Source organism: Collinsella sp. AM17-1, assembly GCF_003470665.1.
Classification (GTDB): Bacteria; Actinomycetota; Coriobacteriia; order Coriobacteriales; family Coriobacteriaceae; genus Collinsella.
Genome location: NZ_QRJZ01000009.1, coordinates 69,392 through 84,390, shown reverse-complemented (window position 1 = coordinate 84,390; position 14,999 = coordinate 69,392). Strand labels below are relative to the sequence as shown.

Here is a 14,999-nt window from a genome sequence, read left to right as displayed (position 1 = left end):
AATCGTAGCCCGAGACGGTCCCGGGCTGACAATTTCGACTGTAATGGACGTTCCTTTTCTGCCGGTAGTTTGGGACACTCCTTGTCAGGTAGTCATTGGGGACGTTCTTGTTTGACTAGTCGTTTAAGAACGTCCCCAACGACTACATGGGATGAGAGTGGATAATCTCCCGGTTTGAGCCTGCATTCAAGCTCAAAGTGGGAGATTATCCACTCTCATTTGTTGTATGTCCGAAAATCCACGCTCGTTTAAATTCTGCCTACATTTGTAGGAACAGTTCGTGGAGGCGGGTGTCTTCATCGAGTTCGGGGTGGAAGGTTACGCCGAGCTGGTTGCCCTGGCGGGCGGCGACGATGCGGCCATCGACCTCTGCCAAGGCCTTGGCGTCGCCGTGGACCTCGACGATGCGGGGCGCGCGGATAAATGTCAGCGGCACTTCACCGTCGATGCCGTCTACCTGTCCCTTGGTGCGAAAACTGCCGAGCTGTCTGCCATAGGCATTGCGCTCAACGAGCACATCCATGGTTGCCAAACGCGGCGTGCCCTTATCGTCATGAGCGGCAAGGTCGTGAGCCAGCAGAATCAGGCCGGCGCAGGTGCCCAGGACGGGCATGCCTTCAGCGATACGGGTACGAAGCTCCTCGAGCATGCCCAACTCATCAAGCAGTTTCCCTTGAACGGTAGACTCGCCGCCGGGAAGTACCAGACGGTCAAAGTTCTGCTTCAAATCAGCCGCCTGCCTCAGCTCAATACAGCGTGCGCCCAGCTCAGATAGCCTTGCCTCATGCTCGGCAAAAGCGCCTTGGACCGCCAGCACGGCAACCGTTTGGTGTGCATAATCGCTCATGTGCGATCCTTTCTGCTGGACTAGCGCCCGCGCTCTTCCATGATAATCTCGATCTCGTCGGCGTTGATGCCCACCATAGCCTCGCCCAGGTCCTCCGAAAGCTCGGCGATGAGCTTGGCGTCGGTGAAGTTTGCCACGGCCTTGACGATGGCGGCGGCGCGCTTGGCGGGGTCGCCGCTCTTAAAGATGCCCGAGCCAACAAAGACGCCCTCGGCGCCCAGCTGCATCATCAGCGCGGCGTCGGCGGGGGTCGCGACTCCGCCGGCGGCAAAGTTTACGACGGGGAGCTTGCCCGTGGCATGGACCTCGCGCACCAGCTCGACCGGAACCTGCAGCTGCTTGGCTGCCTCAAAGAGCTCGTCGTCGCGCAGAGCAACAACGTCGCGGATCTGCTTTTGGATCTTGCGCATATGGCGCACGGCCTGAACGACGTCGCCCGTGCCCGGCTCGCCCTTGGTGCGAATCATCGTGGCGCCCTCAGCAACACGGCGCAACGCCTCGCCCAGATCGCGGGCGCCGCAGACAAACGGCACGTCAAACTGGGTCTTGTCGATGTGGTAGACATCATCGGCGGGGGAGAGGACCTCGGATTCGTCGATGTAGTCGATTTCGATGGCCTGCAGGATCTGCGCCTCGACAATGTGGCCGATGCGGCACTTGGCCATAACAGGGATGGAGACAGCTTTTTGGATGCCCTTGATCATCTTGGGATCACTCATGCGCGAGACGCCGCCTGCGGCGCGGATGTCGGCCGGGATGCGCTCGAGCGCCATGACGGCGCAGGCGCCCGCCTCCTCGGCGATGCGTGCTTGCTCGGGCGTGGTGACGTCCATGATGACGCCGCCCTTGAGCATCTGCGCGAGCTCGCGATTAAGTTTGACGCGATCGGCTTTGCTGGTCTGTTCTGCCATGGTTGCTCCCTTGGTTGGCATGTGCATTGCTTGACGGAACATCCTATCGGGGAGCTGGGTATGGCGGAATACTCAGTTTTGGAGATAATAACAAGGTCAGACTAATACCAGATTGAATGATTCGATAAGGTCAGGTGATAGACCCATGCTTGACTACAATTTGGAAAATCGCGGCGAAGCATCGCTTTATGAGTATGTTTACCAGCAAATTCGCGATGATATTGTTGCTGGCCGTATTGCGGCGGGGGAGCATCTGCCGTCTAAGCGCGCCTTTGCGAGTCATCTGGGTATCAGTGTCATTACCATCGAGAATGCATATAGCCAGTTGCTTGCCGAGGGTTATATTTGCTCAAAGCCGCGGCGCGGCTACTACGCGTGCGAACTTCCGGATGCGCCGGTTTTGGCTTCGGCTGCGGAGGACATCGACCGAGATGCCGCCTCCGTGGGCCCCAGCGCGCATGATGTCAACGGACAGGTCGAGCGATTCGATGCGCTTTCTCCTTCCGCTTTGGAGGCGGCGCGGCTTTGGCAAAGCGCGCTACGGGCGACACTGACGTCCGAAGACGAACGTGAAATCTTTTCGCCCGCGCCGGCGCAGGGCACCGCTCGGCTGCGACGTGCGATTGCGCACCATCTACGCGGGACGAGGGGTATGAATGTCGACCCCAACAACATTGTTATCGGTGCGGGCGCCCAGCTGCTCGATACCATGTTGGTTCAGTTGCTTGGCGCGGACAAGGTGTATGCCGTCGAGGATCCAGGCTATTTGCGCTTGACGCACATCTATCAGGCTATGGGTTGCGAAGTGCGGCATGTCCCGTTGGATGCTGAGGGCGTGGACTTGAGCGCGCTGCAGAAAACCGGGACCGATGTCCTTCACCTGATGCCGTCTCATCAGTATCCGACCGGTCTTGTGACGAGCATTGCACGTCGCTATGCGTTGCTGAGCTGGGCCGCCGAGCGGCCAGGTCGGTATCTCATCGAAGACGACTTTGATTGTGAGTTTCGCCTTGCCGGCAAGCCGATTCCCGCGCTCGCGTCGATCGATGCCGCCCAGTCGGTTATCTACACCAACACGTTTTCGAAGAGCCTTTCATCGGCGTTGCGTTTGGCGTACATGGTGCTGCCCGATGAACTAATGGAGAGGTTTAAACGCAACCTTGGTTTCTACGCCTCGTCGGTAAGTTCTGTTGATCAGGTTGCCTTGGCGCGTTTGCTGGAATCGGGTGATTACGAGCGACATGTGAACCGCGTGCGCGCTCGTGCTCGTGGGGCGCGTGATGGCCTGGCGGCGCTTGTACGGAAAACGTTTCCGGCAGGGGAAGTCTCGATCGAGTACGCGGACGCCGGCCTTTACTGCGTCGTGGCCGTGGAGTGTGACGCGGGCGGAAGCTCTTTTGCACGGGCCCTCACGCGCTCGAGCATCCCTTTTATCGATATCGGTGACTGTTTTTGGTGTGCCGATGGCGCATCTGTCCCTGAAAACTCAACTCAAATTCTTGTTCAGTATGACGATCTGAGTCCAAAAGTACTAACTACCTTGGAATTGCAGCTAATGGGGGGGGGCACTCTGCAACCTAAGTGAGTAGACTTTTAGCACTTTGGCGACCAGGCAGTTTTGTAACAAGCTATCTACCTGCGGTTTTGAAAAGCAGGATGACCGGCCTGCTCGGGATGTTCAAAAAAGTCTACTCACTTGCCGCGCAAAGCTCCTGCATGAGAAAAAAATGGGGTTTTCAACAGGGCTTCGTCCAGCTCTCGGCAAGCTTTTGGCCAGTTGGGGAGGGCTGTTGAAAACTTGGCAGTCCGTTCGGCGCCATTTTTGGTGCGTTCGCGCCAATGCGTGACTGACTGGGTTGAAATTCGTGTTTTCCTGTGCCTATGAAGGATCTACTTTGTGACATATCAGCTTTTAGGTACTGGCGTTTGCCTCCTCAAGTCCGCGCTTTGTGTCCGCCGCTTCCACGACCGGAAGAAGACCGGCAGCGATATGATCTCGCCCGCAACCCGACGGCTGCGGTCGCGCTCGGTTTTCCGTTGTATACATTGGTTCGGTCGAGAAACAAACGGACTTGTCCTGCCAGCATTAGGCAGCGGCTGTTTCTTGGTGAGCTTCCCAGGGAATCCGTGCTGGGAACGGAGCATGGGGTTTTGATTACGTCTCCTCTACTGACGGCATTCATCATGTTGCGGCATCTGACGGATCTTCAGCTTCTTTTGGTATTGGCGGAGATGTGTGGCTTGTTTGCGGTGTGTGCCCTGCCGGCGGCACTTGAGGCGGAGCTTTCGCGTGCAATTGATTCGGGCGCGATTTCGACAACGTTCGGTTGGGTGCGCTGCCCGTCCGAGGACGGCACCGCCTCAAATTTATGGCGTCGAGACGCTTTGGTTTTGGGCGGAGACCTTGACCGTTTTTGTTCAGATGTTTGCGGGATGCGTTACGGCAATAGATTTATAGCGGTATCGCAACTCGTTCCATTGGGCGCCGCGTCGCCTTTTGAGGTCGAGGCGTATTTGCTACTTGCACTGCCGCGATCCCTGGGAGGCGAAGGTTTCTGCGGCATAGAGCTTAATGTTGAAGTGATGCTAAGCACAAGTGCTCGAGCGATTGTGGGAAAGTCCCGTGTGTATATCGACCTACTTCTTTCTTCGCCGGACGGCAGACGACAGGTTGCCATTGAATGTCAGGGAAAGGCCTCGCACGGATGCGCAGGGGATGGCTTGCGTGACGCTGACCGCATGACGGCCCTTCAGGCCATGGGCTACGATGTACTTCTCCTGACACACAGACAGATATCCGATGAGGGTAGATTCCACGCGATCGTTAAGGCCGTATGCAGGATGCTCGATGCTGAATATCGTGATAAAAGCTCAGATGAGCAAAGGGCTGAGACATTACTCCGGTCTGAACTATTCGTTGACTGGACAAAATTGGGAGTAATTGACGGAAAGATGCCCGTTAGACACAAAACAGCTCGATCGTGGACGGCTGCGGTTCTAAGTGAGTAGGCTTTTGGCACTTTGGCGACCAGGCCGTTTTGAAACAAGTCATTTACCTGCGACTTTATAAAGCAATATGGATGGTGTGCTCGGCAAGTTTCGAAAAGTCTACTCACTTAGTTTTTGACGAGAGACCGATGCCGAAGATAGCTCTATTTCAGGGCGTTAACGAGTCCTCGAGACACAAAAAGGCCCGAACCAATACGGTCCGGGCCTTCTTCGAGCTAGAGGTTATGTCTCAGGCAGTTGGCTTAGCCAAAGTAGCGCTTGAGCAGGCCAGCGAAAGCCTTGCCGTGGCGAGCCTCGTCGCGGGCCATCTCGTGCACGGTGTCGTGGATAGCATCGAGACCGGCGGCCTTGGCGCGCTTGGCAAGATCGGTCTTGCCGGCGGTGGCGCCATTCTCGGCCTCAACGCGCATCTCGAGGTTCTTCTTGGTGGAACCGGTCACGACCTCGCCCAGAAGCTCGGCGAACTTGGCGGCGTGCTCGGCCTCCTCGTGGGCAGCCTTCTCCCAGTACAGGCCGATCTCGGGATAGCCCTCGCGATGGGCGACGCGAGCCATGGCCAGGTACATGCCGACCTCAGAGCACTCGCCCTCAAAGTTGGCGCGCAGGTCGGCAACGATGTCCTCAGAGACGCCCTCCATCTTGGCGACGCCCACGACGTGCTCGGCAGCCCACTCGAGCTGACCCTCCTCCTGCTTCAGGAAGCGAGAACCGGGAACGCCGCACTGGGGGCACTTGAAATCCTCGGGCAGCTGGTCGCCGTCGAACTCTTCCACATAACCGCAAACGGGGCAAACAAACTTCATGATTCGATCCTTTCGATCGATGGCGATGGTGCGCTCGTCCGGTCCCGTAAGGGCCCTCTCCGGACGTGCGTCTTGACGGGTTCTATTATCCATAAATGAGACCGAATGTGAAGCCTATTAGGAATGATTTTTAATAAAACAATTTAAGCATGTGAAGATGTTGATTGATTAACGATTGGCAAGCCATATGCGACCTCCGATGAGTACAATCGGTCGAGCAAATGTTGACCAATCAACAAATGAAGGAGCTTCCTCTATGCATCTAGCCCGCCGCGCCTGGTGCCGAACGTATCAAACGGTTTTTCGCATCGCATTGCCGGTACTGCCCTATACCGAGCCACGCATTTTAGAGCACGCTGAGGAAGTGCCCGCAGTGCTTCAAAAGCGTTCAATACAGCATGTTCTTATCGTGACAGATCCCGGCATTGCCCGTCTGGGGCTCACGGCATCGCTCGAGACAGCGCTCGCGTCCAAGGGAATTAGCGCTGCGGTCTATGCCGAAACACGTGCGAATCCCACGGTCTCAAACGTGGAGGAAGCGGCATCTCTGTATCGAGAGAGCGCCTGCCAGGCCATTATCGGCTTTGGCGGCGGTTCGGCCATGGACTGCGCCAAGGGCGTGGGCGCGCGCATCGCGCAGCCAAAGAAGCCCATCAACAAGATGCGCGGCCTGTTGCGTATCCATCGTCGCCTGCCGCTGCTCATCGCCGTTCCCACCACGGCGGGCACGGGAAGCGAGGTCACGCTTGCAGCGGTAATTACCGACGACGAGACGCACTACAAGTATCCCATTAACGACTTTGTGCTGATCCCGCGCTTTGCGGTGCACGACCCCGAGTTTACGCGCGGCCTGCCCGCCTCCATTACGGGGCAAACGGGCATGGACGCCCTGACACATGCCGTCGAGGCCTTTATCGGGCGCAGCACCACGCCCTATACGCGCAAGATGGCGCGCCAGGCGGTGCAGCTCATCCACGACAATTTGCTCGAGGCCTATGAGTGCGGTGGCAACATGCGTGCGCGCCGCAATATGCTTTCGGCGGCGTATAAAGCGGGCGTTGCCTTTACGCGCTCTTATGTTGGATACGTCCATGCCATCGCGCACAGCCTGGGCGGGCGTTACGGGATTCCCCACGGCTTGGCCAACGCCATCATCCTGCCGCACATGCTTCGCGCCTATGGCGAAGCTGCTGCTCCCAAGCTCGCCGATCTCGCCCGCATGGCCGGCATTGCGCCGGCTAATGCGCTGGACAACGTGGCTGCTGAGGCCTTTATCGATTGGGTCGACCGCATGAACGCCGCCTTGGGCATACCCAAATATGTGACGGGCATTCGCCGCTCCGACATTCCTGAGATGGCGGCGCATGCCGATGCCGAGGCCAATCCCCTGTACCCCGTTCCGCTTTTAATGGACCGTTTGGAGCTCGAGCATATGTACGAGGTCGTTGCGGGTGGTATGTTTGAAGACGAGAACTAGGAGGGCCCATGAACACCGAGGAAATCGCGCGCATCGTTGCCGATCAGCGCGCCTATTTTAAGACGCACGCCACGTTTGATGTCGATGCTCGACGTCGTGCGCTCGTGAGTTTACGCGATGCGGTGCGGGCCCACGAGGCCGATATTGCCCATGCGCTCAAGACCGATTTGGGAAAGTCGCATGACGAGGCGTATATGTGCGAGATCGGCACCTCGCTTTCCGAGATTCGTTATCAGATTGCGCATGTGGCTCGATGGAGTCGCTCGCGCCTGCGTCCGTGTGACCTCGCCAACGCCGTGAGTGTGTGCAAGACGCAGTCCGTGCCCTATGGCGTCACACTCATCATGGCTCCGTGGAACTACCCGTTTTTACTGACGCTCGAGCCACTCGCCGGCGCCCTTGCCGCGGGCAATACCGTGGTCATCAAGCCGAGCGCCTATGCTCCGGCATCGAGCGCGGTGCTCAAGCAAATCTGTGAAGAGGCATTTGATCCGCGCTTGGTGACGGTCGTCGAAGGCGGGCGTGCCGAAAACGAAGCGTTGCTCGATGAGTGCTGGGACAAGATCTTCTTTACCGGTAGCGTTCCGGTCGGCAAGCTCGTCATGGAGCGTGCAAGTAAAAACCTCACACCCGTGACGCTTGAGCTGGGCGGAAAGAGTCCCTGCATCGTGGATGCGACGGCTAACTTGAAGGTCGCGGCACGCCGTATCGCCTTTGGTAAATGGCTCAACGTGGGGCAGACCTGCGTGGCGCCCGACTACCTGCTGGTCGATGCGCGCGTGCACGACGAGCTGCTGGACCTCATCAAGGAGGAGGCCCGCCGCATGTTTGGCGAGCATCCGCTCGACAATGAGAATTACGGTCATATTGTCAACGCCAAGCATTTCGCGCGCGTACGCGGGCTGATCGACCCCGACAAGGTTGTGCTGGGAGGTACCGCGCGCGAGTCGTCGCTCAAGATTGAGCCGACGATTTTGGACGGCGTGGCGCCTGAGGACGCCGTAATGCAGGAGGAGATTTTCGGCCCCATCTTGCCGGTGCTGTCGTTTGAGAGCCTAGACGAGGCCGAGACGTTTATTACGGATCGTCCGACGCCGCTGGCCCTGTATATCTTTAGCCAAGACCGTGAGGTTCAGCAGCGCTTTGTGCGTTACGTGCCCTTTGGTGGTGGCTGTGTTAATGACAGCATTATGCATTTGGCCACGAGCCATATGGGCTTTGGCGGCATGGGGGCGAGCGGTATGGGACAGTACCATGGACGCGAGAGCTTCGATACGTTTAGCCACAAGAAGAGCATCGTGAACAAGACAACGTGGCTGGACGTGCCGTTCCGCTATGCCCCTTACGCAAGCTGGAAGCACAAGTTCGTGCGCATGTTTGTGCATTAGAATCAGATGACATAGGGATAAACAAAGTGGCCGCCCCCGCGTAAGCGAAGACGGCCATTTCTCACGATGAAAACGTGTATCGGAGTTGGCAAGACCCGCTGCCACGGGTGCCATCCGTGTTCCTATCTTATCTGCAAGCGTTCCGTTGCGCAAGCGTTGCGGCAAACGATTGAAAGACGCAGACAGGATGAATTTGTGTCCGCACGGGCCCGTAGACTTCTCAACTACGTTGTGGATGCTCGCTAATCGGTAATGGAGGCGCACGTGTTTGATGACGATGACCTGTTCGATCTGACAGACGATCCGTTTGAGTGGGATATGCTACTCGATGACGATGAGTTGGAGCAGGACCGCAAAAAGCAAAAGGATAAGAACGCCCGGGGTAAAGGTTCGAATAAAAAGGACAAGCGTCGCCGAGGTCTGTTCGGCGGGCTCTTTGGGTGACTGTCTCATCGTCGCGTCTGTATACTAAACAGGTCTTATACGCGTTGCGAAATGAGGACAGAGACGATGATGTGGTTTACCGCCGACCTGCACCTGGGCGATACGAATATCTTGCACGACATGGATCGACCGTTTGACTCGGTCGAGGAGATGAACCGCAAGGTCATCGATGCCATCAATGAGTGCGTGGCTGTGGACGACCGCCTCTATATCTTGGGAGACTTTACCTATCGTTTGCCCCTGGCGGAGGCGGTGCGCCTGCGCGAGCGCATCGAATGTCAGAACGTAACGCTCATCCGCGGTAACCATGACGGCGACTGGGAAGATCCAGACGCGCCGCACATTTGGGATGAGGTGCGCGATTATCTGGAGGTCGCCCCCGGTTACGCTAAGGGCCATCGCCTGGTAATGAGCCATTACCCCATGCTCAGCTGGAACGGCAAGGCGCGTGGCGCCATCATGTTGCACGGGCATATCCACAGCAGGGGAGACCGCACCAACGCGCGCAACCGCGATCGCGAGCGCCCGGTCCTGCGCTACGACGTTGGCCTCGATGCCAACAACTACAAGCCCGTAAGCCGTGACCAAATCCTAGGCTTCTTTGGACTGTAGCTGTAAGTGCAGGTAGAATGAACGCGCCGCGCGGATGGTCTGTGCGGCGCGTTTCAGTAGGAGCGATGAATCCATGAGGGCTATCCAGCGCATTAACCATAACGCTGCCATCTGCGAAGACGGCGCGGGGCGTCAACTTATCGCGCTGGGTCGTGGTATCGGCTTTGGCGATATGCCGCATGAGGTCGACCTGGATGTCATCACGCGTACCTTTTACGGCATTGATTCAAAGTACCTGGCGTTTATCGATGAGGTCGATCCCGAGGTGCTGGAGTTTTCTGCTCAGCTGGCCGATATCGCGACCGGACAGCTTTCGTACGAATTGAGTCCTAACCTTCCCATTACATTGGCAGACCATATTCAGTTTGCCATTAAGCGTGCCCGCGAACACATGGTGGTGTCGTTGCCGCTTGAGCGCGATCTTGAGCAGCTGCATCCCATCGAATACCGCTTGGGCGAGCTGGCTGTTCGCGGTATCCAGAAGAGCTTTCATGTGCGCATGCCCCGAAGCGAGGCCGCGGGCATTGCCATGTCGATTGTCAACGCATCGGTTAAGCCGAGCGAGCGGCGCGTGCTTGCCGAGCAGCACGAGGAGCGACTGCTCGATATGACGGTCGCGATTATTCAAGAAGAGTTGGGTGTGACGGTCGATCGCTCGTCGTTCGCCTTTGCCCGCTTTGCCACTCATGTGCGCTATCTGCTCGACCGCGTGGCAAAGAAAGAGCCGATCGATACCGAGAACTCCGGTCTTTACGACGTGCTCGTGGAGCAGTATCCGGCGGCATCGCGTTGCGCTCACCGTGTCGACGATCTGATTCAAGAGACCTTTGGCGAGCCATTGGCCCAAGAGGAGCTCGTCTATCTGATCATGCATGTGAATCGCGTGGCTTCTGTCCACTCGGATAAATAGGCTCTCTGGTATTTCCTTTCCGTCATGGCGACCGTTCGCGGGTCGTTTGCTACCGTTCGTCGGTAATCTGAGCCGCAACGAACGCATCTGCCGCATATACTCGCCGTGTGTTGGGTGTTACTCACGGCGCAGCTCCGAGAGGCACTACCGATTCTGCCGAGGCCATAATTGGGTCTCTGTCGGTTGTGCGCGGGGCTTTTTCATGTCGATCCACCCGGGAATCACATGCAAATCAATCTCTTGCCAACTGATGTCGCGCGCTGCGCAGGCGCGAGCGGAATTGTGCGTCTTGGTGCCGTGAAGTCCCACGGCCTTTAGTTGGAAGAGAAGGGATTCGACATGGCTGTCGATAACAAGAAGATTGCCGAGGACGTGCTTGCTGCCGTCGGCGGCGCCTCCAATGTGACGAACGCGACGCACTGCATGACCCGCCTGCGTCTGAACCTCAAGGATCAGTCCATTCCCAATGACGATGAAGTAAAGAAGATCAAGGGCGTGCTGGGTGCACAGTGGTCTGGCGGCCAGTATCAGGTCATCATTGGCCAGAACGTGCCGAAGGTCTATGACGCCGCCATTGCGCTGGGCGTCAAGGGCGAAGGCTCCATTGACGAGAACCTCGATGACGGCATCAAGGAGCCACTGACGGTCAAGACTGCGGGCAAGAAGGCCCTTAACTACCTGTCCAAGACAATGTGCATGACGATCCCCATTATCATGGGCGCCGCCATGTTCCGCACACTTGCCGTACTTTGCGGCGACGGCATGCTCGGTATCTGGTCTGCTGATTCCGACATCTACAACTTCTTCTACAACTGGATTTACAACGCAGGCTATTATTTCCTCCCTGTCTATCTGGGTTGGGCTGCCGCAAAGCAGCTCGGCTGCAGCCAGCCGCTCGGCATGATGCTCGGCGGCGTGCTCATTGCCCCCGAGTTCATGACGTTGGTCAACGCCGCTGCGGATTCTGGTGCTACGACCACGATGGTTTACGGCGTGCTCCCGGCTCAGCTGAACAACTATTCTGCGACCGTGCTCCCCATGCTGCTGTCTATGCCGGTGCTGATGGTCGTCGAGAAGTTCATGAAGAAGATCATCCCCGACATGCTCTCCACGGTGTTTGTGCCCGTGTGCACCATGGCTGTGATGACCCCCGTTTCCCTGTGCGCCCTAGCTCCGATTGGTTCCATTCTGGGCGACCTGGTCGGCAACTTTATGTTCGGCCTCGGAAACGCTGGCGGCATCGTCACGATCCTCTCCCTCGTCGCCATTGCCGCGCTTTGGGAGTTCCTGGTTATGACCGGTATGCACCAGGTTCTGATTGCCCTCGGCATTGTGCAGGTGCTCACCTCAGGGTCTGACTCCTGCGTTATGGTCGCGGGTGCTATCGCTCAGTTCGCCACGTGGGGCATGGCCTTCGGTGCCTTCCTGCGCCTTAAGGAGGTCGACGAAAAGGGCGCTATGCTTGGTTTCTCGCTCTCCGGCATTGTCGGTGGCGTGACGGAGCCCGCGCTGTATGGCTGCGGCTTTAAGTATACTCGCTGCCTGGGTGCCATGGTCGCGGGCGGCGCTATCGGCGGCCTGATCGCGGCTCTCACCAATGTCACGACGTATGTTTTGGGCGCAACTAATATCCTTGGTATTACAGGTTATGTTGCAGGCGGAACTGCTAATCTCGTATGGGGCTGCGTTGCATCGGGCACTGCATTTGTTGCCGCCGCTGCCATCGCCTACTTCTTTGGCTTTACCAAGGAGCAGCTCGACGAAGACGCTGCTGCCGCCAAAGCCTAAAGCATCCGTTCGGTAGGACAATTATCTGGGGCACTTGGCTGCGCTTCAAGTGTCCCTTTCCGTAGATGGGGGTCAATATGAAGCAATTGCTCATTCGTGCCGACGATATCGGTTATTCGTATGCCGTTAACCTGGGGATTGCCCGCAGTATCAATGAGGGCCTGGTGCGCTCGGCGGGACTTATGCCCAATATGCCCGAGGCCGAGCGTGGCTGGTCGCTCGTGGCGGATGTCGGCATTGCGGTGGGTCAGCATACCAACGTGTGCCTGGGCAAGTCGTGTGCCGACCCGGCGCTCATTCCGAGCATGCTCAACGAGAACGGCGAGTTCCATAGCAGCCGTACCTTCCGCGAGCATTTTAAGCGCGGCGAGGAGTTGATAGACTTCGACGAGGCCTGCATCGAGATCCGCGCGCAGCATGACCGCTTTGTCGAGATCGTGGGCCGCGAGCCCGATTACTTTGAGGCCCATGCCGTCATGAGCAAAAACCTTAACCGAGCGATCTCGGCGGTTGCTCAGGAGCTGGGCCTTAAGGAGCAAAAGGCGAGCTTCGACCCCGCGGCTGTGGTGCATTGCGGAGATACTGATCTGCGCATGGTGATGCGCTCGATGGAGCCGGGCTACGAGCCCAAAGAGGCAATCATGCAGACGGTTCGCGAGATGGTGGACGGCGAGACGGTCGTCTTTGTGTGCCATCCGGGCTATCTCGATCGTTTTATCCTGGAGAACAGCTCGCTCACGACCGACCGCACCAAGGAAGTCGATGCGCTGATCGACCCTGAGCTTCGCACTTGGCTTGAGTCTCAACCTGATCTTCGCCTGATCGACTACCGCGACCTGTAAGGACCCAAGTCACCACAAAGGGGACAGTCGCCTTTGTGGTGGTTCTGGCGCCGTTGCCATTATGGCGGCGGCGTCTTTTTTGTCCGTGCGGCGCGGTAGAGTGTAGGCGGTTGAAATTTGCGTCCATCGAGGAGCTGCCATGAACGAGATCAAGTGCCCGCATTGCGGCGAAGTTTTTAAGGTCGATGCGTCCGGTTATGCGGATATCGTCAAGCAGGTGCGCGATGCCGAGTTCTCGCGCGACCTGGATGAGCGCGTGAAGGCGGTCCAGCGCGAGGGCGAGCAGGCACTGGAGCTTGAGCGCTCGCGCTCGACGGCTGCTTTGCAAAAGGCAGAGTCTCAGCGCGACGCTCAGCTTGTCGAGCAGAAGAATGCTGCAGCTCAGCAGCTGGCGCAAGAGGTTGCCAAGCGCGACGCTGAGCTTGCCGAGCTGCACGCCAAGCTCGAAGGCGCTGCCGCAGAGCGCGAGAGTGCAAGTCAGCGCGCGGCGGTTGAGGCCCGTTCCGATGCTCAAAAGGAGAATGCCGAGCTTCAGCGCGAGATCGACAATTTACGTGCGCAGTTGGAGCGCAAAGATGATGAAGCCAGGCTTGCCGAGGCGGCGGCACGCAATGCTGCTCAAAACGACCTGTCCGCGCGCGACGCTCAGATTGCCGAGCTGCAGGCCAGGATCGCCGCGGCGGACAAGGCCCAGGAGATGGCGCTTGCCGCTGCCGCGGCAGAGTCGCAGCGTGAGCTCGATGCCGCTCGCAGCGAGGCCGAGCGCGCGCTTACTGACTATCGCGCGAAGGTGCAAGAGAAGTTTTCCGCCGCAAAGGCTCAGTCCGAGCAAGAGGCCGAGGGCCTGCGTGCCCAGCTGCGCGAGCAGGAACTGATGGCAAAAATGAACCTGTCAGAGGCGGTCGCCGCGGCGGAGCGAGAGCGCGATGAGGCACGTGCCAAACTGACGAGCGAGCTGGCGGTGCGCGATTCTCGCGAGGAGCAAGCCAAGGCGGCACACGAGCTCGAGCTTGCGCAGGCCAAGCGCGCGAGCGATGACCTGATTCGCTACAAGGATGAAGAGATTGAGCGCCTTAAGGACATGAAGGTTCGCCTGTCCACCAAGATGGTGGGCGAGTCGCTCGAGCAGCACTGCGAGACCGAGTTTAACCGTCTGCGCATGACGGCGTTTCCCAATGCGTACTTCGAGAAAGATAACGATGCATCCGAGGGCACCAAGGGAGACTTCATTTTCCGTGAGTGCGACGCGAGCGGCAACGAGGTCATTTCGATTATGTTCGAGATGAAAAACGAGAACGACGAGACCGCGACCAAGCATAAAAACGAGGACTTCTTTAAGAAACTCGATCACGATCGTCGCCAGAAAGGCTGTGAGTACGCGGTGCTCTGCACGCTGCTCGAGCCCGAGAGCGAGCTTTACAACGCGGGAATCGTGGACGTGAGCTATCGCTACGAGAAGATGTATGTGATCCGCCCGCAGTTCTTCATTCCCATCATTACGCTGCTACGCAATGCCGCCATGGGTTCGCTTCGCTATAAGCAGGAGCTGGCGGAGTACAAGCAGCAGAATATCGATGTCACGAACTTCGAAGCCAAGATGGAGAAGTTCAAGAACGATTTCGGCCGCAACTACGAGATCGCGAGCCGCAAGTTCCAAACGGCAATCGATGAGATCGACAAGACGATTAGCCATCTGCAGAAAACCAAGGAGGCGTTGCTGTCCTCCGAGAACAATCTGCGCCTTGCCAACAAGAAAGCCGACGATCTTACCATTCGCAAGCTCACGTGGGGCAACAAGACCATGAAAGCAGCGTTTGACGAGGCGCGCGGGGCCGCGACAGAGACGAACGATGAGCCAGCCGAGGCGGATTCGTATGAGGTCGAGGATGCCGAGTAAGGTATAACGTATCGCGCAAAAAGCGGGGCCGCTGGCGATGTTGCCAGCGGCCCCGCTTCGTTTCGTTCCAT

The 14,999-nt window shown here is 57.9% G+C and carries 13 protein-coding genes; 10 read left to right on the top strand and 3 right to left on the bottom strand.

Annotated elements, in window-relative coordinates; all coding sequences use genetic code 11:
* Nucleotides 1-259: 259 nt before the first annotated feature.
* Complete coding sequence (pdxT, locus tag DW195_RS05990; RefSeq protein ID WP_117736778.1) at nt 260-847, bottom strand: pyridoxal 5'-phosphate synthase glutaminase subunit PdxT; 588 nt, start codon at nt 845-847, stop codon at nt 260-262.
* A gap of 20 nt (nt 848-867) precedes the next feature.
* On the bottom strand, nt 868-1,758 hold the full coding sequence (pdxS, locus tag DW195_RS05985) for a pyridoxal 5'-phosphate synthase lyase subunit PdxS (protein ID WP_118206146.1): 891 nt from the start codon (nt 1,756-1,758) through the stop codon (nt 868-870).
* 145 nt (nt 1,759-1,903) lie between these two features.
* On the opposite strand from pdxS, the gene DW195_RS05980 reads away from it, so the two are divergent.
* A complete protein-coding gene (locus DW195_RS05980) occupies nt 1,904-3,343 on the top strand; it encodes a PLP-dependent aminotransferase family protein (protein WP_118206145.1) in 1,440 nt (479 codons plus the stop codon).
* Between the two features lie 566 nt (nt 3,344-3,909).
* On the top strand, nt 3,910-4,767 hold the full coding sequence (locus DW195_RS05975; RefSeq protein ID WP_147356492.1) for a hypothetical protein: 858 nt from the start codon (nt 3,910-3,912) through the stop codon (nt 4,765-4,767).
* A gap of 242 nt (nt 4,768-5,009) precedes the next feature.
* Here DW195_RS05975 and DW195_RS05970 read toward each other — a convergent pair whose 3' ends face one another.
* Nucleotides 5,010-5,573, bottom strand: coding sequence for a ferritin family protein (locus tag DW195_RS05970; protein WP_118206152.1), 564 nt, complete (start codon nt 5,571-5,573; stop codon nt 5,010-5,012).
* A 196-nt stretch (nt 5,574-5,769) separates the two neighbouring features.
* Here DW195_RS05970 and DW195_RS05965 point away from each other — a divergent pair, with 196 nt between their 5' ends.
* The 8 genes from DW195_RS05965 (at nt 5,770) to DW195_RS05930 (ending at nt 14,928) form a co-directional block, all read left to right on the top strand.
* A complete protein-coding gene (locus DW195_RS05965; protein WP_370215091.1) occupies nt 5,770-7,047 on the top strand; it encodes an iron-containing alcohol dehydrogenase in 1,278 nt (425 codons plus the stop codon).
* 8 nt (nt 7,048-7,055) lie between these two features.
* Nucleotides 7,056-8,435, top strand: coding sequence for an aldehyde dehydrogenase (locus tag DW195_RS05960; protein ID WP_118206142.1), 1,380 nt, complete (start codon nt 7,056-7,058; stop codon nt 8,433-8,435).
* A 264-nt stretch (nt 8,436-8,699) separates the two neighbouring features.
* Nucleotides 8,700-8,879: a hypothetical protein gene (locus tag DW195_RS05955; protein WP_089573341.1), complete on the top strand. Its 180-nt coding sequence runs from the start codon at nt 8,700-8,702 to the stop codon at nt 8,877-8,879.
* Nucleotides 8,880-8,945: 66 nt separating this feature from the next.
* Nucleotides 8,946-9,491 (top strand): metallophosphoesterase, encoded by a 546-nt coding sequence (locus tag DW195_RS05950; protein ID WP_231500841.1) that lies wholly within the window; start codon nt 8,946-8,948, stop codon nt 9,489-9,491.
* A gap of 73 nt (nt 9,492-9,564) precedes the next feature.
* The gene (locus tag DW195_RS05945) at nt 9,565-10,401 is read left to right on the top strand and encodes a PRD domain-containing protein (protein WP_158551187.1); all 837 of its coding nucleotides are present in this window, start codon (nt 9,565-9,567) and stop codon (nt 10,399-10,401) included.
* A gap of 339 nt (nt 10,402-10,740) precedes the next feature.
* Nucleotides 10,741-12,189 (top strand): PTS transporter subunit EIIC, encoded by a 1,449-nt coding sequence (locus tag DW195_RS05940; protein ID WP_117806646.1) that lies wholly within the window; start codon nt 10,741-10,743, stop codon nt 12,187-12,189.
* Nucleotides 12,190-12,266: 77 nt separating this feature from the next.
* Nucleotides 12,267-13,031 carry a ChbG/HpnK family deacetylase gene (locus DW195_RS05935; protein ID WP_118206141.1) on the top strand — a complete coding sequence of 255 codons (765 nt, stop codon included), beginning with the start codon at nt 12,267-12,269 and terminating at the stop codon, nt 13,029-13,031.
* A 139-nt stretch (nt 13,032-13,170) separates the two neighbouring features.
* Entirely contained in the window at nt 13,171-14,928 is a 1,758-nt protein-coding gene (locus tag DW195_RS05930; protein ID WP_118206140.1) for a DUF2130 domain-containing protein, read from the top strand.
* Nucleotides 14,929-14,999: the final 71 nt, after the last annotated feature.